The sequence below is a fragment of the Pseudoalteromonas sp. P1-7a genome (genome assembly GCF_001401855.1).
Classification (GTDB): domain Bacteria; phylum Pseudomonadota; class Gammaproteobacteria; order Enterobacterales; family Alteromonadaceae; genus Pseudoalteromonas.
The window spans coordinates 12,967-37,626 of sequence record NZ_LKDU01000010.1; the positions used below are offsets into that span (position 1 = coordinate 12,967).

Annotated in this window: 21 protein-coding genes; 18 read left to right on the forward strand and 3 right to left on the reverse strand. The window is 42.0% G+C overall.

Translation table 11 applies throughout. The features are described from left to right. Positions 1 to 68 precede the first annotated feature (68 nt). Genes AN389_RS08490 through AN389_RS08500 form a run of 3 tightly spaced genes read left to right on the forward strand, consistent with a single transcriptional unit; the run spans position 69 to position 1,914 of the window. The gene (locus AN389_RS08490; protein ID WP_055015565.1) at positions 69 to 692 is read left to right on the forward strand and encodes a methylthioribulose 1-phosphate dehydratase; all 624 of its coding nucleotides are present in this window, start codon (positions 69 to 71) and stop codon (positions 690 to 692) included. Continuing rightward, positions 692 to 1,375, forward strand: coding sequence for an acireductone synthase (gene mtnC / locus AN389_RS08495; RefSeq protein ID WP_055019614.1), 684 nt, complete (start codon positions 692 to 694; stop codon positions 1,373 to 1,375). The genes AN389_RS08490 and mtnC overlap by 1 nt, the downstream gene beginning before the upstream one ends. Beyond that, positions 1,372 to 1,914: an acireductone dioxygenase gene (locus AN389_RS08500; RefSeq protein ID WP_055019615.1), complete on the forward strand. Its 543-nt coding sequence runs from the start codon at positions 1,372 to 1,374 to the stop codon at positions 1,912 to 1,914. The genes mtnC and AN389_RS08500 overlap by 4 nt, the downstream gene beginning before the upstream one ends. Positions 1,915 to 1,962: 48 nt before the next feature. Here AN389_RS08500 and mtnA read toward each other — a convergent pair whose 3' ends face one another. Then, positions 1,963 to 2,988: an S-methyl-5-thioribose-1-phosphate isomerase gene (mtnA, locus tag AN389_RS08505; RefSeq protein ID WP_055019616.1), complete on the reverse strand. Its 1,026-nt coding sequence runs from the start codon at positions 2,986 to 2,988 to the stop codon at positions 1,963 to 1,965. 128 nt (positions 2,989 to 3,116) lie between these two features. On the opposite strand from mtnA, the gene mtnK reads away from it, so the two are divergent. After that, on the forward strand, positions 3,117 to 4,334 hold the full coding sequence (gene mtnK / locus AN389_RS08510) for an S-methyl-5-thioribose kinase (protein ID WP_055019617.1): 1,218 nt from the start codon (positions 3,117 to 3,119) through the stop codon (positions 4,332 to 4,334). A gap of 36 nt (positions 4,335 to 4,370) precedes the next feature. Here the strand turns inward: mtnK and AN389_RS08515 are convergent, their stop codons facing one another. Then, positions 4,371 to 5,852 carry an FMN-binding glutamate synthase family protein gene (locus AN389_RS08515; protein ID WP_004587481.1) on the reverse strand — a complete coding sequence of 494 codons (1,482 nt, stop codon included), beginning with the start codon at positions 5,850 to 5,852 and terminating at the stop codon, positions 4,371 to 4,373. A gap of 95 nt (positions 5,853 to 5,947) precedes the next feature. Then, on the reverse strand, positions 5,948 to 7,726 hold the full coding sequence (locus AN389_RS08520) for a DUF885 family protein (RefSeq protein WP_055019618.1): 1,779 nt from the start codon (positions 7,724 to 7,726) through the stop codon (positions 5,948 to 5,950). Positions 7,727 to 8,081: 355 nt separating this feature from the next. Here AN389_RS08520 and AN389_RS08525 point away from each other — a divergent pair, with 355 nt between their 5' ends. The 14 genes from AN389_RS08525 (at position 8,082) to mdoH (ending at position 24,613) form a co-directional block, all read left to right on the forward strand. Next, the gene (locus tag AN389_RS08525) at positions 8,082 to 9,068 is read left to right on the forward strand and encodes a GGDEF domain-containing protein (RefSeq protein ID WP_055019619.1); all 987 of its coding nucleotides are present in this window, start codon (positions 8,082 to 8,084) and stop codon (positions 9,066 to 9,068) included. A gap of 95 nt (positions 9,069 to 9,163) precedes the next feature. Then, positions 9,164 to 9,919 carry a bifunctional demethylmenaquinone methyltransferase/2-methoxy-6-polyprenyl-1,4-benzoquinol methylase UbiE gene (ubiE, locus tag AN389_RS08530; protein WP_055019620.1) on the forward strand — a complete coding sequence of 252 codons (756 nt, stop codon included), beginning with the start codon at positions 9,164 to 9,166 and terminating at the stop codon, positions 9,917 to 9,919. A gap of 11 nt (positions 9,920 to 9,930) precedes the next feature. Beyond that, positions 9,931 to 10,614, forward strand: coding sequence for an SCP2 domain-containing protein (locus tag AN389_RS08535; RefSeq protein WP_055015557.1), 684 nt, complete (start codon positions 9,931 to 9,933; stop codon positions 10,612 to 10,614). 9 nt (positions 10,615 to 10,623) lie between these two features. Beyond that, positions 10,624 to 12,228, forward strand: coding sequence for a ubiquinone biosynthesis regulatory protein kinase UbiB (gene ubiB / locus AN389_RS08540; RefSeq protein ID WP_055019621.1), 1,605 nt, complete (start codon positions 10,624 to 10,626; stop codon positions 12,226 to 12,228). Positions 12,229 to 12,307: 79 nt separating this feature from the next. Beyond that, positions 12,308 to 12,562, forward strand: coding sequence for a Sec-independent protein translocase subunit TatA (gene tatA, locus AN389_RS08545; RefSeq protein WP_055017873.1), 255 nt, complete (start codon positions 12,308 to 12,310; stop codon positions 12,560 to 12,562). A gap of 5 nt (positions 12,563 to 12,567) precedes the next feature. Then, positions 12,568 to 12,897: a Sec-independent protein translocase protein TatB gene (tatB, locus tag AN389_RS08550; RefSeq protein WP_055015554.1), complete on the forward strand. Its 330-nt coding sequence runs from the start codon at positions 12,568 to 12,570 to the stop codon at positions 12,895 to 12,897. 48 nt (positions 12,898 to 12,945) lie between these two features. Continuing rightward, on the forward strand, positions 12,946 to 13,686 hold the full coding sequence (tatC, locus tag AN389_RS08555; protein ID WP_055015553.1) for a twin-arginine translocase subunit TatC: 741 nt from the start codon (positions 12,946 to 12,948) through the stop codon (positions 13,684 to 13,686). A 1-nt stretch (position 13,687) separates the two neighbouring features. Continuing rightward, the gene (locus tag AN389_RS08560) at positions 13,688 to 14,218 is read left to right on the forward strand and encodes a hypothetical protein (protein ID WP_055015552.1); all 531 of its coding nucleotides are present in this window, start codon (positions 13,688 to 13,690) and stop codon (positions 14,216 to 14,218) included. Beyond that, positions 14,218 to 15,003 (forward strand): TatD family hydrolase, encoded by a 786-nt coding sequence (locus AN389_RS08565; RefSeq protein ID WP_055019622.1) that lies wholly within the window; start codon positions 14,218 to 14,220, stop codon positions 15,001 to 15,003. The genes AN389_RS08560 and AN389_RS08565 overlap by 1 nt, the downstream gene beginning before the upstream one ends. Beyond that, entirely contained in the window at positions 15,003 to 16,850 is a 1,848-nt protein-coding gene (locus AN389_RS08570; RefSeq protein ID WP_055015550.1) for a diguanylate cyclase, read from the forward strand. Before AN389_RS08565 ends, AN389_RS08570 begins: the two co-directional genes overlap by 1 nt. A 12-nt stretch (positions 16,851 to 16,862) precedes the next feature. Then, on the forward strand, positions 16,863 to 17,873 hold the full coding sequence (gene hemB / locus AN389_RS08575) for a porphobilinogen synthase (RefSeq protein ID WP_055017876.1): 1,011 nt from the start codon (positions 16,863 to 16,865) through the stop codon (positions 17,871 to 17,873). A 131-nt stretch (positions 17,874 to 18,004) separates the two neighbouring features. Beyond that, on the forward strand, positions 18,005 to 20,734 hold the full coding sequence (locus tag AN389_RS08580) for an ExeM/NucH family extracellular endonuclease (RefSeq protein ID WP_055019623.1): 2,730 nt from the start codon (positions 18,005 to 18,007) through the stop codon (positions 20,732 to 20,734). 326 nt (positions 20,735 to 21,060) lie between these two features. After that, positions 21,061 to 22,680, forward strand: coding sequence for a glucan biosynthesis protein G (locus AN389_RS08585; protein ID WP_055015547.1), 1,620 nt, complete (start codon positions 21,061 to 21,063; stop codon positions 22,678 to 22,680). Continuing rightward, on the forward strand, positions 22,652 to 24,613 hold the full coding sequence (gene mdoH / locus AN389_RS08590) for a glucans biosynthesis glucosyltransferase MdoH (RefSeq protein WP_055019624.1): 1,962 nt from the start codon (positions 22,652 to 22,654) through the stop codon (positions 24,611 to 24,613). The genes AN389_RS08585 and mdoH overlap by 29 nt, the downstream gene beginning before the upstream one ends. Positions 24,614 to 24,660: the final 47 nt, after the last annotated feature.

Here is a 24,660-nt window from a genome sequence, read left to right on the forward strand (position 1 = left end):
ATGGTTTAGCGCCTCAAAAGCATTAATTATTATTGCGCCTTGGTATTACACTCATTGGTGAGGAATGTATGCACAACAATACCGCTATTTCGCAACTTATTGAAGCTGGAAAATGGATCAGTCAAAAAGGCTGGGTTCCCGCCACCGGCGGAAATTTTTCGGCGCGCACCGCAACCGGGTTCGTGGTTACCGCTAGCGGCTTTGATAAAGGTCAGCTTGGTACACACACCTTCATTGAGCTTGATCATCAAGGTAATCGCACTAAAGGTGCAGGCAACCCATCGGCTGAGACGCAGCTGCACTTAGGCATGTATAAGCTTATTCCGCATGCTAACGTGGTGCTGCATACTCACTCAGTAGCAGCCACCGTCCTGTCACGTGTAATTAAAAGCCATGCATTAAATTTAAGCGGTTACGAAATGCAAAAGTCACTCAGTGGAGTAACTTCGCATTTAGATACGCTCAGCATTCCTATTTTTGAAAACGACCAAGACATAGAACGTTTAAGCTTACTCCTTAGCGATCACCACTTACATACACCCATTGAGCATGCCGTGTTAATTCGTGGGCATGGCGTTTATGTAGTAGGGAGTAATTACAAACAAGCACTTCGTCATTTAGAGGGGCTGGAGTTTTTATTTAGTTGCGAGCTAGAACGGTTAAAAATAGAAGGTATTGGGGCACAGCTATAATGATAAAGGCAATTTTAACTGATATTGAAGGCACCATCACACGTATCTCATTTGTTAAAGAGGTGCTTTTTCCGTATGCAGCCAAACAATTAGCAACATTTATACGCTTAAACGAAAATAAAACCCAAGTCGCTGAACAAATAGCTGCAGTAAAAGCCATTATTAATGAGCCCGATGCCGATATAGAAACTGTCATTAGCGTATTATTAAAGTGGATTGAAGAAGATAAAAAAATTACCCCTTTAAAGCAAATACAAGGGCTAATTTGGCAAACGGGCTACGAGCACGGTGATTTTAAAGGCCACCTATACGCAGATGCGTTTGAGTTTTTACAAGCTCAGCATGCTCAAGGCACCGCACTCTATGTGTATTCATCAGGCTCAGTGAGGGCGCAGCAGTTACTCTTCAAATACAGTGACTATGGCGATATACGCCCCCTGTTTAATGATTTTTTTGATACCAAAGTCGGCGCAAAGCAAGAGCAAGCAGCCTATAACACTATAGTTAACCAGCTCCCCTTTAGTGCTAACGAAATCTTGTTTTTAAGTGATGTTGCAGGTGAGCTTGATGCAGCCAAAGCCGCAGGGCTTAAAACCTTGCACTTAATACGTGATGGCCAAGCACAAAGCGCGCACCCATACGTACATGACTTTAGCACAGTTAAATTGGAGCAATTTGCATGAGCCAATTAACAATTTATGCTAACAACAATCCGAGTAATGCGCTGGTAAACACCCGCGATTTAAGCGAAATTACTCAGCAATTAGCAAAGGTAAATGTACGTTTTGAACAATGGCAAGCAACCGCACCCATTAATGAGCACACCACAAATGAGCAAATTATCGCAGCGTATAAAAATGATATAGCACGCTTAAAAGCGCAAAATGGCTACCAAACGGTGGATGTTATTTCGCTTGCAAAAGGTAATCCTGCAGCGGCACAAATGCGAGAAAAGTTTTTATTTGAGCACACTCATAGTGAAGACGAAGTTCGTTTTTTTGTAAAAGGCCAAGGGTTATTTTGCTTACATATAAGTGCTAAAATTTACCAAGTATTATGCCAGCAAGGTGACTTAATTTCGGTCCCAACTCTTACCCCACATTGGTTTGATATGGGGAGCGACCCAGAGTTTACCGCCATTAGATTATTTAATAATACCGAGGGCTGGGTTGCAAAAAGCACCGAGTCTGAAATAGCGAAGCAGTTTCCGTTGCTCGCATAGCAAAAGTAATACGCTCCACAAAGGGATAAGTGGAGCGCTGTTTAAAAACTACTTAAGCGCTGTTAACGCCCCACTCTCTACATCACTTTTATTGTAAACACCGGTATCTAACACCCAAGCTGTTATTAGTTTTGCAGGTGTTACATCAAATGCGGGATTATACACATTGGCATTAGTGGGTGCCCACAGCGCCTCACCAAAACTGCCACTTACGCCGCGTACCTCTGCGCTATTTCGCTGCTCTATTGCTATATCGCTACCGTAAGCTGTTTGTGTATCAAGCGTAGTTAAAGGCGCGACAACATAAAAAGGAATATCATGAAAATGCGCCAATACAGCTAAATTATAAGTTCCCACTTTATTAGCAAAGTCGCCATTAGCAGCAATACGATCGGCGCCTACCACTATTTTATCTACCTTGCCTGCGGCCATTAAACTTGCTGCCATATTATCGCAAATAAGCGTATACGGTACTTGCCAGCGCTCAAGCTCGAACGCGGTTAAACGCCCGCCTTGCAACAAGGGCCGCGTTTCATCAACCCACACATGTATATTGCCGTGTTGTTGCTGCGCTTTGTAAATAACGCCTAATGCTGTACCAATACCAGCAGTCGCTAATGCGCCGGTATTACAATGGGTTAAAATATTGTCGCCGCTGTTTATAAGCTCAGCTCCGCGCGTTGCCATGCGCTCACATAGGGCAATGTCTTCAATAAAAAGGCGCTCTGCGCTGCACACCACAGCTGCTACAAAGTCATCGCTTTTAAGGGCCTCTCTTAATGTAGCCATGCAATGCATTAAATTAACAGCGGTTGGCCTTGTGGCTTCAAGCTCATCAATTGCTTTTGCAAGCGCCGCTTGAGTTCCCCCCTGCTGTGCTAAATGAGCAACCAGCAAACTCGCACCTAAGCCTATTAATGGTGCGCCACGAATTTTTAAACTGATGATCAGCTCCTTCATCGTCTCAACACTATGGCATTCGTGCCATACCTGCTGATGAGGAAGTAAATACTGGTCAAGCACACTTAATGTGCCGTTTTCATATTTTAAACTGCTTGCGATTAGGTTTTGCATGGTGAGGCTGCTTAAATAAAATGCGTAAGGGTATTTTACATCAGTTTGAATAACTCTCAAGTTAGACTTGTAGACATCTAAACATTTAAAGGTATAGAATGCCCAAAAAGGTTATTTGAGAACTCACTATGGCTAACTATGTCGCGTTTGATGCGCAGCGCGCAATTGAATATGTAAATTCGCTAATTGACTCTAAACAGTATGATTTTTTTAATGCTGGCGCACACTTAACTGCGTACGAATTTGGTGACGGTAACCTTAATTTAGTATTTAGAATTAGCGATGAGCACCATAACAGCATTATTTTAAAGCAGGCACTGCCTTATGCTCGTTGTGTAGGTGAATCATGGCCGCTCACGCTTGATAGAGCCCGTATAGAGGCGCAAGTGTTACTTAACCATGGGGCTATTTGCCCACAAAACACCGCTAAAGTACTGCACTATAACCAAGCTTACGCACTTACCATTTTAGAAGATTTAGGTCACTTAAAAATATTGCGTACCGCGCAAAATAACGCGGAGCAATTTCCTAGGTTAGCCGAGCACGTAGCTACGTATTTGAGCCATACCGGGTTTTATAATTCAGATTTTTACCTAACCGCCCAGCATAAAAAGGCCCTCGTACAGCAATTTACTAACCCTGAGCTTTGCCAAATTACAGAAGATTTATTTTTTAGCGATCCGTATACAGATCACGAACGCAATCACTTTGACGAGCAACTTACTACACATGTACACGCTTTGCGTGATAACACGGCACTTAAGTTAGAAGTTGCGAAATTAAAAGCTAATTTTTTATCTAACCCGCAAACATTGCTGCACGGCGATATGCACAGCGGCAGTATTTTTGTAGATACCAATACCACTAAAGTGATTGACCCCGAGTTTGGCTTTTTTGGCCCTGTTGGCTTTGATATAGGCTCTTTTATTGGCAATTTACTATTAAATTACTGCGCACAAGCAGGGCATATTGAAGAGTTTGTAGCACGACGAAACTATCAAACGCATTTACTTAGCTGCATTGTTGAAAGCTATAATTTATTTGAGCAACAATGGTTAACTTTAATTGCCAACCACAGCACAGATCACACCCTTAATACCGACGGCTACCCACAGTACTTTATGAAAACCGTATTACAAGACGCCATAGGTTATTGTGGAACAGAGCTAATTAGGCGCACCATAGGGCTCGCGCATGTGGTAGATATTGACAGCATTGAAGATGAAAATACGCGCCTTGCAGTACAAAAACAAACGCTGAGCTTAGGTGAGCAACTTATTTTAAATGCCAAAAGCTGCGACAACAAAGATGCCTTTTTTAGTTTATTAATAAGCCAACTAAATTAAAAAAGGCGCCAAAGCGCCTTTTTTATACTAATACCGTTATTGGTAGTTTTCGTAAATTTTATCGAGCGGCTCCGACAGCCCGCTTTCTTGCACTATACGCACGTGTTTACGCCTTAATTCCCGCGCACTCGTTACACCACATGAGTGGGCAATTAAGCCAGCGCCGTAATGAATATATTTATTATAATTGGCAACTCGCTGGGCTTTATCTGCAACATTTAAACCACGCTGTAGCCGCTCGTTATGGGTAGTTACACCGGTTGGGCAGGTGTCTTTATTACATTGCATAGCCTGTATACAGCCTAACGCAAACATATGACCACGCGCAGAAACAACAAAATCAGCACCCAAAGCAAGCGCCCATGCTACCTTAGAGGGCACAATTAACTTACCCGAAACAATGACTTTAACCCGCCCTGTTAAGCCGTGTTTTTCAAGCATATTAACAACCAGCGGTAAGCTTTCGCGCAGCGGTAAACCTACCGAATCTAATAAGGGTTGTGGCGCTGCGCCCGTACCGCCATCGGCACTATCAATAGTGATAAAATCCGGTGCTGATTCAAGCCCGCGATGGTTTATTTCTGCAAATAGTGTTTCTAGCCAGGTGTAATCACCAATAACGGCTTTAAAGCCGGTAGGTTTGCCTGTGGCGTTTCGCACTGTGGCAATCATATCTAATATATCGCTTGGCTTTTTGATCTCTGGGTGCCCATTTGGGCTAATTGAATCTTTACCCTCAGGGATGCCCCTTATTTTAGCAATTTCAGCATTAACCTTTTTACCAGGTAACATACCGCCTTTACCTGGTTTGGCACCTTGGCTTAATTTAAGCTCAAACATTTTTACGTTTTTATGCGCCGCAATTTCTTTAAGTTTATCAATACTTAAATTTCCAAGCTCGTCGCGCACACCATATTTAGCCGTACCAATTTGAAACACCAAATCGGCTCCGCCCTCTAAGTGATAAGGACTTAACCCGCCTTCACCAGTATTCATCCAGCAGCCGGCTAATTTTGCCCCTTTTGATAACGCTCTAACAGCCGGTTTTGAGAGCGCGCCGAAGCTCATTCCCGATATATTAAACAATGAGTTAGTGGTGTACGGCGTTTTACAATAAGGGCCTAACGTTACATTACTTGGGTCCAACGCCTCTTCATCTAAGGTAGGAAAAGCACAGTTCATAAACATCACTGTACCTGTTACCTCTAAGCTTTGCGTGGAGCCAAATGCAGCGGTACGATCGACATCTTTTGCAGCCCGATACACCCAGCTGCGCTCTGCTCGGTTAAACGGCATTTCTTCTCTATCGAGGGCAAAAAAGTACTGCCTAAAAAACTCGCCTTGGCGCTCAAAAAAGTACCTAAAGCGGCCAATAACTGGGTAATTTCGCCTAATTGCATGCTTTGTTTGAGTAATATCACGAAAATAGAAAACAATAACGGTAAGTACAATTAATCCTAATGCAACAATAAAAATACTCGCAAATACATCAATACTAAAAATAATAAAATCGCTCATCCAAGGCCCCTTGATGGCTGTTTTTAAAATAAAAAAGGTGTTGCGTCAAAATGACACAACACCTTTCGTTGTTCAAGGTTTATACCTTTAGATAATTAGCTTTGCGTGTTTTCAAGCTCAGCTTTTATATACAAACGAACTTGCTCTTCAAGCACTGATAACGGCACAGAACCATGACGCAATACTTGATGATGAAACTCACGAATATCAAAACGTGGCCCAAGCGCTTGCTCGGCCTCTGTGCGTAAACGCTTGATAGTCAGCTCGCCAATTTTGTACGACAAAGCTTGCCCCGGCCACGAAATATAGCGGTCGGTTTCGGTTTTAACATTGTGTAATGAAAGCGCCGTGTTTTCGCTCATAAAGTTCATAGCGCGCTCTCGGCTCCAGCCGTACATGTGCATACCTGTATCAACCACTAAACGAGCTGCACGCCACATTTCATAGGTTAAACGGCCAAATCGGCTGTATGGGTCTTGGTAAAAGCCTGCTTCTATACCTAAGTATTCAGAATAAAGCCCCCACCCTTCACCAAAAGCCGAAAGGTAGGCATCACGTCGGTAGCTTGGTAAGTTTTCAAGCTCTGCATTAAGCGATATTTGTAAATGATGCCCTGGTACGGCTTCGTGTAAGGTCAGCGCCTCTAATACATACAACGGGCGCTTATCTAGCGCATATGTATTAACCCAGTAATAACCTGCTTGATCGCTTCGGCTCGAGCCAACATAGCGACCGGTTGTATATTTAGGGGCTATATTTGCAGGTACAGGTGCAACGCCATAGGGCATACGTGGCAGTGTATGAAATAACTTAGGCAGCTGCGCGTCCATTTTTTTAGCTATATAAGCAGCTTCTTTTAATAGCTGCTCTGGAGTGGTGGCGTAAAATTGCGGATCGGTACGTAAAAAGTGGATAAAATCGGCAAACGTGCCTTCAAAACCTACTTCTTTAATTATTTCCTGCATTTCACTGCGGATACGCGCCACTTCAGATAACCCCAGCTGATGTATTTCATCAATGCTCATATTTGTGGTGGTGTAATACTGTGCGCGGTTTTTATAAAACGCCTTGCCATTAGGGGTTTGCGAAATACCAATCGTAGTGCGTGCACCTGGCTGATATTGCGTAGTAAAAAATGTTAAATATGCTTTGTAAGAGGCAATAACATCGTTTTTTATGATGCGTTTAGCTTTTTGCTGTAACGCTTTAAAGTCGTTTTCGCTTAGCCCTGCTGTGTTCGTTTTAAACGGGGAGTAAAAGTCTGACTGTGTTACATCATCCACTATGTATGCGCTTATTGAGTCTTCATACCCGGCTAATACCGCTTGTGGTTGAGTAAGCCCCGTTTCGAGCCCCTTTTTCATCCAATGTATATTTTGCTCAAAAAAGCGCGGCACTTGTTCAAGGCGGGCTAAATACGTTTCTAACTGTTGTGGTTGCTTGTACTGCGAACTATTAATCATATAAGACAAGCTAGAATGGAACCCATACTCAGAAGTTAGCGGCATGTAGTGCGCATTAAATACATATTCATCAACACTGTTTTGTACTTGCGCACGAATAATACTGAGGTTAATACTGTTTTCACTTGAAAGCTCATCGCTATCAATTGCATCTAAACGACTTAATAATGCTGTTTTTTCCTCATATTGCTGCTTTAAAAATTCGGCCGATAAATTAGGTAATAAATAGCCATCAACCCCTTCAGGCTGTGTGTAGGGATTAACACGTTTGCGGTAATCAACAATACTTTGCGCCACTTGTTCAAATTGCGTGTTTGCATTGGGGCTTGTTAATGTACATGCGCTTAGCGTGCCAAAAAGTGATAGCACAAGCAGTGTGCGGCAAATTCGCGGGGGTAAGGAATAATTCATTTTAGTTTTACTTAACCATACAATAGATTTCACAAAACTATCGTAGGCTGAGTAAATAGCAAGACAAATGCGATTAATCTCAATAACACACGCTTAATTGGAGCGGGTAAAATAAGCCGAACCCGCCTAAATTAAGCTAAATACGTGCTCTTTGATGATAAAATCAGCTATTAGGCAGCAAAAGTAAAAATTTAAGTTCACTAATACTGGTTTTTACTTTTAAATAGCCTGCTTAACGATTATTGTAGTAAAAAAATAATAAAGCTTGGATGCATTGCCGCCTCATTGAAGAGTTATTTTAATGTGTAATTTAATGCGTACTTAGTTGGTAGTTAAAATGATGTTCCATGATTCCATGGCTGTAGCTCAAGAAAAAATGACGAATGTATGCCTGTTTTTAGAACGTCATACGCTGCCTCCCTCTCCGTTAAATTACCACGTTGCCTATACCTATATTAGTAAAGTAAATCCTCAGCTAAATAACGCCATAGATGAGGCCATTACTAATAAAGCCCAAATTGATAGTATTTTGATTGAGCAGCTCTACTTTGAGTTTTTAAACGAAGGGCATACCACGCAAGTGGCAATGATTAATAACGTAAATGGGGTTATTGATTCACTGTCGCGCAATGCGCAATCAACCGAAAAACAAATTGTTAGCTTTGCCGGCCAAGTAAGTGAGTGCATGCACACGCTTGATGAGAATAATATAGAGCAAAGCCGCCAAGCACTCGATACGTTAAACACGCAATCAGCCACGTTACTTGAGCAACACAAGCACTTTAAACACGAGCTATATAAAGCTAAAAAGTTACACGAAAAAACCCAAAAACAGCTGGCGCAATTACGTAAGCAGCACATTATTGACTCACAAACGGGGCTGTATAAACGTCATTATTTAACGCAGCAAACCCAACTATGGAGCAACCAAGACAAATCAATTTGCGCAATTGCTATTCAAATAGATAATTTAGATCATTTTGTAGATAATTACGGCGATATAATTGGCGAAGTTATTTTGAACAAAGTGGCTAAACAAGTAAAAAAATATGTCTTTCAAAGTGGTTTACCTGGGCGCACAGCAAAGGACCAATTTACCGTATTACTGCCAGATATAGACCCCGAAACCGCCAATGTTATTGCTGAAAAAGTGCGTAATGGCGTAGAAAAACTTCGTTTTGTTAGCTCTAAAAGTGGCACTAAGCTACCTGGCATAAACTTATCTTTAGGTATAGCGCAGCAGCTCAAAAATGATGACTTTAACCAGTTAGCTAAAAAAGCCTCGCAAGCGGCATTTAAAGCACGCTCACTGGGGCAAAGTAGCTTTACAGCTGGCCACTAGGTTTTACGCTAAATTACCTGATAAATCATATTCAAATTGCACCTGCAGTATACAATCAAGTACACTAGTCTTTATTGCCACGATAGAGACTAATCATGAACGAAACAGAGCAAAAGACCACGCATTTTGGCTATAAAACCGTAGCCGAAAACGATAAAGCCTCAATGGTTGCAGACGTATTTCACTCGGTTGCAGCAAAGTACGATGTCATGAACGATTTAATGTCTTTTGGTGTACATCGTTTATGGAAACGTCAAACTATAGCCAGCTCTGGTGTGCGCAAAGGCCACCACGTCCTTGACTTAGCAGGCGGCACTGGCGATTTAACAGCAAAATTTAGCCAACTCGTCGGTGATACCGGCCAAGTGGTTTTAGGCGATATTAACTCGTCTATGTTAAAAGTGGGCCGTGAAAAGCTGCACAACTTGGGCTTAGTTGGCAATATCGACTACGTGCAAATGAATGCCGAAATGCTGCCATTTCCAGATAACAGTTTTGATGTGATCACGATTGCCTTTGGCCTACGTAATGTAACCGATAAAGACAAAGCTCTGCGCTCTATGTACCGTATTTTAAAGCCAGGTGGACGTTTATTGGTATTAGAGTTCTCCAAGCCCGAGCATGAAATTTTAAGTAAAGCGTACGACTTTTACTCGTTTAACCTATTACCAACTATGGGTAAAGTAGTGGCGAACGATAGCGAGTCTTACCAATACTTAGCTGAGTCGATTCGTATGCACCCAGACCAAGAAACCTTAAAAGCAATGATGGAAGAAGCAGGCTTTGAACAAACAACGTATCAAAACCTAACCGGTGGTATTGTTACACTGCACCGTGGTTTTAAATATTAAGGCAGGCAATTATGGCGTTTGAGCAAAAAAACGAGCATGTGATCGCAGCAAAACCCGATTCGCAGTTTTTTATGTTACCTAATTTTGTACTTTCGCTTGTAGAGCGAGTACTTAATAAGGTACTGCAACTCGACGCCACCTTGATAGATAAGCTCAGTGCCGTTAAGCACAAACCTTTAAAGGTCGAAATCCGCAATTGGCAGCAGCAAATAGTATTAACCTTTGATGGTAAACTATTACACCTTTACAGCGCCACCGATGAAAATAGCGCAGAGTGTATGATCAGCGCAGATATAGATACACTCATGGCGCTTAAAGACCCAGCTATGCTAACACAGCTCATTCGTCAAGATAAGCTAGACCTGCAAGGCGACTTAAATGTCGCTCAGGCATACAGTGCCGCCTTTTCTGGGCTAGATATAGATTGGCCTGAGCAACTATCGCACTATATTGGCGATGCGCCCGCACAACAACTTTACATACAGCTAAACGCTTTACGCAGTAAAGAGCGCAAAGCACGTCAGCAAATTAGCACCACTTTAACCAGCCTATGCCAAGATGAGCTCGCTGTAACTATTCACCCTTTAGAGCTTGAACAATTTAAACAACAAAACCGAGCATTAAAAGGGCAGGTGGCCGCTATTGAACAACGCATAAATGCATTAATCAACTCTTCTAACACTAGCAACCGCTAAGGATTTTTTGTGTCGACTGCTCGATTGTATTACATCACTAAAACATTACTTAGCTACGGATTAGATGAGTTAATACCAAAACAAAAAGTACCGTGGTACGCTAAAATTGCGCGCGGTAGTTTATTCTGGTTACGTAACCAGCACAAAAACAAGCCAGCGGGCTTGCGACTGCGCTTAGCTTTACAAGAGCTTGGCCCTGTGTGGATTAAGTTTGGCCAAATGCTCTCTACCCGTAGAGACTTACTCCCGCACGACATTGCGTTAGAGCTTGCCTTTTTACAAGATCAAGTTGAGCCTTTTGAAGGCGAACTTGCCCAAAAAATAATTGAAAAGTCACTCGAAATTAGCGATATAAGCCAATTATTTAGTGAATTTTCGCAAACTCCATTGGCTTCAGCGTCTATTGCACAAGTACATACTGCAACGCTAGTTGATGCCCATAACAATGCCCAAGATGTTGTTATAAAAGTAATTCGTCCAAATATAAAAACACAAATTAATGCCGACTTAGCACTTATGGAAAAGCTCGCTAAAGTCCTTGCCAAAGTACACAGCGAAGCAAAAAGGTTACGCCCTGTTGAAGTGGTCAAAGAGTATAAAAAAACCTTACTCGATGAACTCGACTTAATGCGCGAAGGCGCAAATGGTATACAACTTAAGCGTAATTTTGAAGGCTCTGACTCATTATATATCCCCACTGTTTATAGCGATTACAGCCGCAGTAATGTATTGGTTATGGAACGTATTTACGGCATACCCGTCTCGGATACCGAGTCATTAATTGCGCAAAATACCAATATGAAATTACTGGCTGAGCGCGGTGTAGAAGTGTTTTTTACGCAAGTGTTTAGAGACAGCTTTTTTCATGCTGATATGCACCCAGGCAATATATTTGTCTCTCGCGAGCACCCTGAAAACCCCATGTATATTGGTATCGACTGCGGTATTGTTGGCACGTTAAACAAAGAAGATAAACGTTATCTCGCTGAAAACTTTATCGCCTTTTTCAATCGTGACTACCGCCAAGTTGCTCAGCTACATGTTGACTCAGGCTGGGTTCCACCTGATACCAGCATAGAAGAGTTTGAATTTGCTATTCGTACTGTGTGCGAACCTATATTTAATAAGCCTTTGGCTGAGATATCGTTTGGGCATGTATTGGTTAATTTATTTAACACCGCACGACGCTTTAACATGCAAGTACAGCCGCAGTTAGTATTATTACAAAAAACATTATTATACGTTGAGGGCTTAGGGCGTCAGCTTTATCCACAGCTTGATTTGTGGAAAACCGCTAAGCCATTTTTAGAAGATTGGGTAAAACAACAAGTTGGCCCATTATCAGTAATGAAACAAATGTATGCTAACTTGCCATTTTGGGCTGAAAAAATGCCGGAACTACCTGATTTGATTTATCAAAATTTAAAACGTAGTCCGCAATTGCAGCATTCTCAGCCAAATAAAGTGTCACACAAAGCGCTCGTACTTAGCCTATTTGGCAGTGCTTCACTGATTGTGTCGGCATTGTGTTATTTACAGCACGACTTTATAGCGGCAGGCGTAACATTAGCAGCGTCGGTAGTGAGTTTTATCGTGGCGTGGCGTAACACATAAACTAAGTGCTATTTGTGCCACAGGGCGTATAATTAGTACTTAAAATAAACATTTAAGCATTTATCATTTGGAGATAATCATGGGTTTAGGCGGCATTAGTATTTGGCAATTATTGATTGTTTTAGCGATTATCGTACTTCTTTTTGGTACTAAAAAGCTGCGTGGTATGGGTGGTGATTTAGGCGGTGCAGTAAAAGGCTTTAAAAAAGCCATGTCTGATGATCATCCCAAAGAGACTGAAAACGAAAAAGCTGAACAAATCCAAGAGTCTCAAAAAGCAGCACCTACACAAGGGCAAAATACTGAAAAAACCAAAGACGATACTAAGGTTTAATCAATATGGGAATGTGGGAGCTCGTTGTTGTTTTTATTGTTGGCCTAGTGGTGCTTGGCCCTGAGCGATTACCCGTTGCTATTCGCACTGTAATGCGCTGGATAAAAACAGTTAAATCGATGGCCAACTCAGTTAAAGCAGAAGTAAGTGAAGAGCTGCGTATACACGAGCTTCACGAAAACCTAAAAAAAGCAGAGCAACAAGAGCTGAAGGATTTAAGCCCTGAGCTACAGCAATCAGTCGATGAACTGCAAAAAGCAGCGCAGTCGGTTACCCATAGCTATAAAAACACTTCAAGCACGTCATCTAACGAACAACTCGATGAAAAAAAGTGAAATTAATTCCCCTATTTGTGGTCAACTTATTACGTGGTATAAAAAATAATGTCTGAACAAGCTAAATCAGGGTTTGTCGCTCACTTAATTGAGCTGCGCGATCGGCTTATTAAATCACTTTTAAGTATTTTAGTAATATTTATTGGTCTAGTGTATTTTGCCAATGACATCTATGAGTTTGTAGCCGCCCCTTTAGTTGCACATTTACCAAGCACGGCCACTATGATAGCTACTGATGTGACGGCACCGTTTTTTGCACCGTTTAAACTCACGCTATTTGTTGCTTTGTTTGGCGCTATTCCGTGGATATTGCATCAAATTTGGGGATTTATAGCACCTGGTTTATACCAACACGAAAAACGTATGCTGATGCCAATATTAGCTTCTAGCATTTTGTTATTTTATGGTGGTATTGCTTTTTGCTACTTTATAGTGCTCCCGATTATATTAGGCTTTTTTACCAGTGTAGGGCCTCAAATGATGACCCTAGCACCTGATATTAGTAGCTATTTAGGGTTTGTACTTAAATTATTTTTTGCATTTGGCGTAGCATTTGAAATTCCCGTAGCCATAATGTTGCTATGTTGGAGTGGTGCGACAACCACACAGAGTTTAAAACAAAAACGTCCGTATATTGTGGTAGGTGTATTTGTTGTAGCAATGTTTTTAACGCCGCCCGATGTGTTATCACAAACATTATTAGCACTTCCTATGCTGCTTTTATTTGAGCTAGGGTTAATTTTAGCGAAATTTTATAGCGCTAAAGAACAACAGGAATCTGAGGAATAAAATGAAAAAACAACTACTCTCACTACTGGTTTTACTAAGCGCGCCAACCTTTGCAGCGCAAGAAATTAACGTACAAGCTTTACAAGCATGTAGCTTTATTGAAAACGATTTCAACCGTTTACTATGTTACGACAACACAGTGGCAGGTAAACCGCTTACTAAACCTAGTGAGAAAAAAACATTAACTCCACCTAAAGCGGTAACGAATGTATCGCCAAATGTAAGCGCACCAGTTGCAGCTGTATCACAGGCTGCGCCTGCTGCCAAAGCAGATGATTTTGGCCTTGAGCATAAAGAGATCACTAAAGATAAAGACGAAAACGTCACAGCGTCAGTATCATCAGTGAGAAAAGCCCCTTATGGCGAACTCATTATTACCCTTGATAACGGTCAACAATGGCGCCAAATCGGCTCTGACAGCCTTAAATTAAAAGAGTCGGATACAGTGGTTATTAGCCGCGGTGTATTTAATTCATTTTTACTACGTAAAGATGGCCAAAACCGTTCTATTCGTGTGAAGCGCACTCAGTAATGACCTACACGTTAGTTGATGCCGGCGTTAATTTAACCAATAACCAGTTTGATGGTGAGCATCAGGCCATTATTGCCCGCGCAAATGCCGCGGGCGTGCAAGCGATGTTACTGATTGGTTGCGATGTGCCTAGTAGCGAACAATCGCTTACATTAGCTAAACACTATAATCAGTTTTCTACTGCTGGCGTGCACCCACATGACGCCAAAGACGCCACCGATGAACTTGAAACCACTTTAACGCAGCTTGCTAGTAACGATTGCGTTGTTGCCATTGGCGAGTGCGGGCTTGATTATAATCGCGATTTTTCCCCTCGCGATATTCAGCGCAGCGTATTAAAACGCCAGTTAGCGTTAGCTGAAAAACTAAACCTACCTGTTTATTTACACGAACGTGACGCAAGCGAAGATATGCTAAACATTTTGGCTGACTATAACGTACGTGGCGTGCTGCATTGCTTTACAGGCAATGCCCAAGCGCTTAAACATTATTTAGCATTAGGCCTTTATATTGGCATTACTGGTTGGGTGTGTGACGAGCGCCGCGGTAAAGCATTGCAACAATTGGTGCCGAGTATCCCCCTTGAGCGGTTATTAATAGAAACCGATGCGCCTTTTTTAATTCCACGCACGATTATCCCTAAACCTAAATCACGTAAAAATGAGCCGGCTTATCTGAGTTATGTGTGTGAAACACTCGCTAAACTTTACAACGTTGAACCAAGTACTATTGCCGCCCATAGTACGGCTAACTTTTATAGCTTATTCGATATAGCAGGTCGCTAATGACAAGCCCAAAGGCGCTATTTAGCCTATTTATGCTCCTTTGTGCATTTTGCAGTGTTGCAAGCCCTGTTATTTCTGACAACTTTAAATCAATAAAAATAGACACCCTAAACTATTCGTTTACGCCCACCACAGCAAACAATGCCTACCATGAGGTTAACGACTGGCATACAGTGAGCAATAAGCCACTAAATTTAGGGTTTGAACAACGCCCTGTATGGGTAAAGTTTACGGTTAAAAACGCCTTAAATAAGAATGTTAGCCCTATCCTGTCACTCGACAACCCGCTGTTAAATGAAGCACATATTTTTCATTTTTATAATTCAGCACTGCTCTCCCACACGCAAACTGGCGATAACTTTAAGCTCTCATCACGGCTAATAAAAAGCGAGTCTTTATTAGAAAAATTGAGGTTGCCGCCAAATAGTTCGAGTACCGTAATAGTTAAGGTAAGCAACATTGCTGGGCTGAGTATCCCGCTTACTTTATGGCAACAAGATGCCTACTTAGCCCATAAAGGTAAGCTTAATTTAATTTACGGCCTACTTATTGGTTTTTTATTTTCGTTGGCCATGAGTTGCTTGGTTTTGTATGGGTTTTCACGCAAATTGTATTTTGCTTATGCTGGCATTATCACGCTGACCTTAGGAGTGCTACTGGCTTATTTGTGTGGTTTTGGCGCGCGTTATTTCCATCCTAATTCGCCATCATTACAGCAAGTAATGATACCTGTTTTACTAATACTCACTACGCTTATTTTTGTGCCGCTACAAAAACAACTGTGCCAACCTAAAGCCTCTAAACTACTAAAATGGCAAGCCATTATTGCTAATATTTATGCTATTAGCCTGCTGTTTATGTGGGCTTTACCTAGTATAGTGTTAACCTATTTTAGCTTGCTGGCGACCCCAATTGTTATTATTTACTGCTTGATCAGCACCTACATCTGCCAACAAAACACGCCCGCAAAACCGATTCAAGCACTGCTTATTGCACTTATACTATTTTTACTTGTTATGCTGTACCTGATTGTTGCTGTATTTGGCTTATACCCTTTAGGCAGAAGTAGCTTAGCTTTTGTTTTTATATGCTTTTTTGGTAGTACATTTTGCCTATGTTATGGCGTTATGAAGCGCTTTATTTTAGAGCGTGACGAACAAGTTATTGCTCAACAAACCTTGATTGCTGAAAATGCAGCCCAAGATACACTATTAAACGAGCGACTCGCGCTGCAAGCCCAAACACAAAAAGAATTAGAGTCGCTAGTTGATGAGCGCACCTTTGAGTTACAAGTTACTTTGCGCGAACTAGAAGATAAAAACCGCGAGCTTGAACTACTTAATATGGAAGACGCACTGAGTGGCGTTAAAAATCGTCGCTTTTTTGATAAAAAATTAGTGATGGAGCTGCGTCGCTCTCGCCGTGAACAAACGCCTTTGAGTATAATTATGCTCGATATAGACCGCTTTAAACGCGTAAATGATAACTACGGGCACTTAACCGGCGACCAAGTTATACGCGCTGTAGCCGACATTATAAAACAGCATTTAAAACGCCCGTTGGATGAAGTGGCTCGCTACGGCGGCGAAGAGTTTGTTGTGTTGCTACCTAATACCTCAAAAGAAGGGGCGGTTGATATTGCCCAAAAAATTCGCCAGGCCGTAGAGAGTCATACCGTAAACGTAGCCGGAACATCCGTAAAAGTAACCATTAGTGCTGGCGTAAACAGCGCTGTAGTAAACGATATTAGTAACCCTGAGCTATTTACAGACGGCGCAGATAAAGCGCTCTATTTCGCTAAACAACATGGCCGAAATCAAGTAATTAGTTTTCCAATCCCACAGTAGGAGCTTAGTAATATGGCCCAATCAGGACTCGACCTTTTCCCATATACCCGCATGCGTAGAATGCGCCGTAGCGATTTTTCTCGCCGTTTAATGGCCGAAAACCAACTATCGGTAAATGATTTAATTTTTCCGGTATTTGTACTTGAAGGTAAAAACCGCCGTGAAGCAATTGAATCGATGCCCTCAATTGAGCGCTTATCGATTGATTTACTGCTCGAAGAAGCTAAAGAATTAGTTGATTTAGGTGTACCTGCCATCGCTATTTTTCCGGTCACCCCTGCTGACAAAAAATCTTTAATGGCCGAAGAGGCCTACAATGAAGATGGCTTAGCACAACGTACAGTGCGCGCTTTAAAAGAAGCTTTTCCTGAGCTTGGGGTTATTACCGATGTAGCCCTTGACCCATTTACTACTCATGGCCAAGACGGCATTATTGATGATGAAGGTTATGTAATTAATGACATAACCACTGAAATTCTTGTTAAGCAGGCGCTTTCGCACGCCGAGGCAGGCGCAGATGTAGTTGCACCCTCTGACATGATGGATGGCCGTATTGGTGCTATTCGCGAAGCACTTGAAGCAGATGGACATATTCACACACGCATAATGGCTTACTCAGCTAAATATGCCTCTAGCTATTATGGGCCGTTTAGAGACGCTGTAGGCTCTGCAGGTAACTTGAAAGGGGCCGACAAAAAAACGTATCAAATGGATCCTGCCAACTCTGATGAGGCAATTCGTGAAGTGGCACTTGATTTACAAGAAGGCGCCGACATGGTGATGGTGAAACCCGGTATGCCGTACCTTGATATTGTCCGCCGTGTTAAAGATGAATTTGGTGTACCTACTTTCGCATATCAGGTTAGTGGCGAATATGCAATGCACAAAGCGGCAATCGATAACGGCTGGTTGAGTGAAGAGGCCACAATTATGGAATCTTTACTGGCATTTAAACGCGCTGGAGCGGATGGTATTTTAACGTATTTTGCCAAGCAGGCCGCGCAATGGCTGCAAAATAAGTAAACATGTTATCAAAGGCGGTACGCCGCCTTAATTTTTTTTACAATCATTAACATATTTGTATTCTTTTTGTCATTTAGATTGCCTAAACTGGTGTCCCATTTTGGGATTTAAATACACGGGAATAATAAAAAATGTTAAAAACGAAAATAACGCCACTGGCGCTTGTATTAGCGAGTCTCAGTGCACCAGTCTCCGCCGATCTAATCATTTCTGAATACATTGAAGGCAGCAGCAACAATAAAGCGATTGAGCTTTATAACAATGCTGATACCGAGCTTTCTCTTGAAGGGTATACGTTAGGCCTTTATTCAAATGGTAGTAGTTCGGTTGGCAACTCAATTGATTTAACAGGCACATTGGCTGCCAATACCACCTATATCATTTCAAACCCCGGAGCAGCCGCTGAAATACTTGATATTGCAGACACAACGAGCACTGTAACTTATTACAACGGTGACGATGCCCTTGTTTTAACTAAAGATGGTGTGGTTGTTGACAGCTTTGGCCAAGTCGGTGTTGATCCTGGCTCTTTTTGGTCTGATGATACCGTTCAAACTCAAAATAAAACCTTACGAAGAAAAAATAGCATTACAACGGGACGAACTGACTCAACCTCAGTATTTAGCCCGAGCGATGAGTGGGAACAGTTTGATATTGACACCTTTGACGGCTTAGGCTCACACGCTGGCGACGGTGGTACGGCTCCTGCGCCAGACCCTGAGCCAGAACCACTAGAACCGCTTGTATGTGGCGCAGATAAAACGCTGATTAGCGCTGTACAAGGTGCTGGTGATGCAAGCCCATTAGTTAATACCCTTGTTGAAATTGAAGGTATTGTCACCGCTGATTTTCAAGGTGAAGATGGCCTAGATGGTTTCTTTGTGACCTCGCTTGCAGCAGATGTAGATAACGACCCAATGACCTCTGAAGGTCTATTTGTATACTTCACCGATACCGATGTAAATGTAGGCGATCACGTTCGCGTACAAGGTACGGTTGATGAATACTATGATTCAACCCAGTTAGCAGATGTAACGCAAATTGCAGTATGTGGTACTGACGAAGTAGCTACTGCAACTTCTATAAGCTTGCCTCTAAATAGCCAAGCCGACTTAGAAGCTTACGAAGGTATGCTTGTAAGCCTAGATCAAACGTTAGTTGTTACAAACAACTATGGTTTAGGTCGCTATGGTGAAGTAGAACTTGCCACTGAGCGTTTATACCAAGGTACGCAAGTTGCCTTACCAGGCGATGCTGCAAATGCAGTTGAAGCAGCTAACTTAACTAAAAAAATCTTATTAGATGATGGCTCTACAGCTCAAAACTCAGATCCAACGGCTTACCCTGCGGCAGGTTTATCAGCAGAAAACACACTACGCACTGGCGATACTGTAAATGCAGTGACAGGCGTAGTTGCATACAGCTTTAGCACCTATCGTATTCACCCAACTGTTACACCGCAGTTTATAGCGACTAATGCACGTGAAGATGCGCCGGAGCAAAGTGAAGAGGCCGATTTACGCGTTGCTAGCTTTAACGTACTTAACTACTTTAATGGTGATGGCCAAGGTGGTGGTTTCCCTACTAGCCGTGGTGCAGACTCAGAAGAAGAGTTTGTTCGCCAAGAAGCAAAACTTGTGAGTGCAATTAGTGCAATGCAAGCTGATGTTGTTGGATTAATGGAAATAGAAAACGACGGCTTTGGTGAATTTAGCGCTATTGCAAGTTTAGTGAATGCATTAAACGATGCTGACAGCGCTAACAACTACGCGTTTGTAGATTTTAACGTAGCCCAAATTGGTACCGATGCAATTACCACTGCACTTATTTACCGCGCAGATAAAGTTGAAGAGGTAGGCACAGCCGCTATTACTACTGATTACCCATTTGATTACAGCAACCGTGCACCTATTGCGCAAAGCTTTAAGTCACTTTCAACTGATGAAGTATTTACCGTTTCTGTAGCCCACCTTAAATCTAAAGGAAGCTGTGGTGATGATAATAACGACGACCTAGGTGATGGCCAAGGATGTTGGAATGAAATTCGTACCGAAGCTGCTGATGCATTTACTGATTGGCTAGATAGCAAACCTACTGGTGTAGATGATGAAGATATCATTCTTGTTGGTGATATGAACGCTTACGCAATGGAAGATCCAATCCGTAAGTTTGATGAGAAAGGCTATAAAAACGTAGTCGCAGAGCTTGATGGCGATACACTAAGCTACTCTTATAGCTTCTCTGGCCGTGCAGGTAGCCTTGATCATGCTTTAGCAACCGAGTCTTTACTAAGCAAAGTTGTTGCAGCAAATGATTGGCATATCAATGCTGATGAACCTATCGTGCTTGATTACAACCTAGAGTATAAGAGTGAAGGTCATCAGTCTACGCTATACGCAGAAGGACCATACCGTGCATCTGATCACGACCCAGTTATTGTTGATATAAAATCTGAGGTGGTACTTACCCCTGAAGAGCAAACACCGGTAATTGCACCTGATCAAATATTCACAGTAGATGAAAACAGCGCAATAGGCACAGTCATTGGTACACTTGATTTTAGTGACCCTAACGCTGATGTATCACCTGTGGTTAAATTTATTGTATCAGGTAACGACTCTGTATCAATTAACGAGCAAGGTCAGTTAATTGTTGCAAGCGAAGTAGATTACGAGTTTGAAAACCGTATTACTCTGACAGTACAAGCAGAAGATAGTGTAGGTAACGTATCTGAAGCGCAAACAGTTGTAGTTAGAGTCAACAACCTACGTGGTGATGACGACAATGACTCAGGATCACTACTTTGGTTATCACTTTTATTAGCGCCACTTTCACTAGTGCGCAGATTTAAGAAAAAATAACGAGCGATTTGTTTTAAAGCCGCATTTTTGCGGCTTTTTTTATGTTTATAAAAATGTAATTCAGACAAGCTTCAGTAAACATCCCTTAATATCTTCCATACCGCTTATTAACTATTGAACGATTTAGCCGCGCAACAAATACATTAAATGAGTAATTTTTACATATAAGCCGTAGTTAGAACCCTTTTCAATATGACTAACTGTTGAAAATATAAACACTTCATTTGCGGATTAAAAGTTGCACTATAAATTCGTCACCCTTGTGTAGTAGTTAAGTAACTAACCCTAAGCGTAAAAATAAGTCGTGTTTTTATAAAGGAATGAAAATGAAACAATTAACCCAAACACCTCCTACTTGGCAGAAAAAAGCAACGCCATTATTGGGTCTTCTTTTTATTTTTTCTGGTTGGGGCTATAGCACGCAGGCAATAGCAGCAAGTGTTGATGCAGCAATTCCGCAAGAAAGCCTATTTGAAGTAATAAGCGCCCGCGCTAAAAAATTAGCCGAACAAGAATACACACCTCCTAAAAATATAGAGCTAGATGCGCTAAACAACATTAATTACCAAGATTACCGCTCGATTCGCTTTAAGCAGGAAAAATCCGTGTGGAAAGATGAAGGCCTGTATGAGCTACAACTCTTTCACCCTGGTTTTTTATATAAAACACCGGTCACAATTAATACAGTAGAAGGCGACTCAAAACGTAACCGCCTCCCTTTTAGCACTGATTTTTATCAATACGATGGTACGGCTGCCCCATTAAAAGACGAAATAGCAAAAAGCGTAGCCGACACGCAGCTCGGCCATGCGGGCTTTCGTTTACATTACCCACTTAATACAAACGAGTACAAAGATGAGGTGATGGTGTTTCAAGGTGCCTCTTATTTTAGAGTGGTTGGCCCTAATCAAGTATATGGTTTATCTGCGCGTGGTTTAGCAATCGACACCGCCGAAACATCGGGTGAAGAATTCCCTATGTTTAAAGAGTTTTGGCTTGTTAAACCCCAAGCTGAGCAAACCAACATCACTATTTTTGCATTGCTTGATAGCCCATCGGTTTCAGGCGCTTACAAATTTGATATTGACCCTACAACCAGTATGCTAGTTGATGTTGATATGCAAATATTTGCCCGTAAAGATATTAAAAAGCTAGGCGTAGCCCCTTTAACCAGTATGTTTTACCACGGTGAAAACAGCACTAAGTTTTTTGATGACTACCGCCCAGAAGTACACGACTCAGACGGCTTATTAACCCAGTCAGCTGATAATAAATGGGTATGGCGCCCGCTTAATAACCCATCTCAGTTAAGCGTCACCTCGTTTTCGTACACCAACCCCAAGGGGTTTGGTTTAGCACAGCGTGACCGTGACTTTAATAACTACTTAGATACTGAAGCACACTACCACGACCGCCCAAGCCTATGGATAGAGCCACAAGGTGAGTGGGGGAATGGCCGAGTTGAGCTAGTAGAAATACCAACAGACACTGAAACAAACGACAATATAGTAAGTTACTGGGTGCCAGAAAAGCCAATGAAAGCGGGCGATTCATTAAAGTTAAGCTACAAAATGAGCACTTTTAACGCCCATTTAACTCAGCATCAAAAAGCACGTGTAACACGCACACGTATTGGTAGCGCAGCGCTGCCAGGTGAAGATAATCCACCACCGCAAAGCCATCGCCAATTTACCGTTGACTTTGCTGGTCCCGATTTAAACAACCTGTCTGAAAAGCTAACACTTGACGCCGACATTCAGCTAACAACAGGTGAAGTAAGGGATGTAACAGTGCAAAAACTTCCTAAATCTCTTGGTTGGCGAGTAGCGTTTAAAATTGCACCTCAGGACGATCAACCGGTAGATATGCGTTTATCGTTAAAACTTCGTGACAAAGAAATTAGTGAGGTATGGAGCTATGTTTGGTACCCAAATGACATCAAGTAATAAAGGAAAAGGCACACCAATGCCATTCAAAACACTGCGCGTATGGTTATTTGCCATTGCAGCACTCACTGTTTCAGGGTACGGCATCTCCATTATGTTTGAGATTTTAAGCTCAAACGGAATGACCTTGCTTGAATACGCGCTATTGGTTTTATTTTCAATCACTTTTGCATGGATTGTTACAGCATTTTGTAGCGGCACAATAGGGTTTGTACTGCAATTATTTCGTATTGACCCGCTCACCTTAAGACGCATTAAGCCTATTGAGCTGGACAATGCCGCGCTTGCCCAGCAAAAAACCGCGGTAGTTATGCCTATTTATAACGAAGACACGCACCGTGTTATCGCCGGCTTTGAAGTTAGCTTACAATCACTAAAAGAGACAGGGCAACTTGCCAATTTTGACTTTTACTTATTGAGTGACACGCAAGACCCTGAAATAGCACAAAACGAGCTAAGCGCTTGGCATGCTCTATGTGAGCGTTTAGGTGATACTGCAAAACAGGTTTTCTATCGTCGTCGCGAAGATAATAAACACCGTAAAGTAGGTAACTTAACCGACTTTTGCGAGCGCTGGGGCAGCCAATACGACCACATGATTGTACTTGATGCCGACAGCGTAATGACGGGTAAATGTATGCTAGAACTAACCACTAGCATGATCAATAACCCGCAAGCGGGTTTAATTCAAACTATCCCTATTCCGGTTCGCCAGGACACCTACTTTGGTCGTTTTTTACAATTTGCCTCTGTGCTTTATAGCCCAATGCTGGCAACGGGGTCTGCTTTTTGGCAAACCGACAAAGCTAACTATTGGGGCCATAATGCCATTATTCGCGTTGAAGCATTTGTTAACTATTGTGGTTTACCTACGCTTGAAGGCAATGCACCGTTTGGTGGCGAAATTTTAAGCCATGACTTTGTAGAAGCATCACTCCTACACAGTGCAGGCTGGGATGTACTTTTACTTAGCGATATTGAAGGCAGCTACGAAGAAGTGCCAAGTAACATTTTAGACTACGCCATACGCGACAGACGTTGGGTTCAAGGTAATATTCAGCACCTTGGTTTACTAGGTTCGTCTAAATTAAAGCTAATGAGTAAGTTTCACTTTTTATTGGGTGCAACCGCTTATATTTCATCGCTTATTTGGCTATCAATGCTGGCCTTAAGCACCATAGATGCAGTAACCCGTGCTTTAAATAGCGATGTCTACTTTAACCGGGTCTATCAGTTGTTCCCTACGTGGCAAATAGCTAAAACAGATCTAATAGATTCATTGCTTTACTTAACCATTATTATATTACTGGTGCCTAAATTAATGGGTGTAATAGTTACGCTCATACACAGAAATAAGCGTTTCGGTGGCTCATTTAAATTAATACTAGGCTCAATAATAGAGACTGTGTTTGCCATTATAGTGGCACCACTTATGATGGTGTTCCATGCTTACTTTGTAGTATGTGTATTTTTAGGTAAAAAAGTTAAGTGGGATGCACAGCCACGCGAAGGCCGCATGGTACCGTGGAAAGAAGCGTTTAATTACACACTCTTCTCTACTTTAGTTGCTATAGTATGGGGCGCTACAGCCTATTACTTTACGCCAGTATTCTTTTGGTGGCTATCACCGATATTACTGGGCCTATTACTTGGGGCACCAATAATACGCTACACCAGTAGCATTAAGTTAGGGGTACAGCTGCGTAAAATGGGTATATTTATTTGCCCTAGCGAAGTTGATAACGACCCTATGCTAAACAACCTTAAAGTGCATTTAAAAGAAATTTCGGTACCAGAGCCTGGGAAATACCCTAAAACGGTGCCAGCCCTGCCAAAAGAGCATTTAGTGGTTATGCCAATACAAAGCTTTAATAAGCCTCGCCAGCCAAAGATGAAAGCGCTAAGAGCTAAAGCGATTAAGAAGTTTAATTAGCGCAATAGTCTCGCACTAAATATAAAAGGAGCATGATTGCTCCTTTT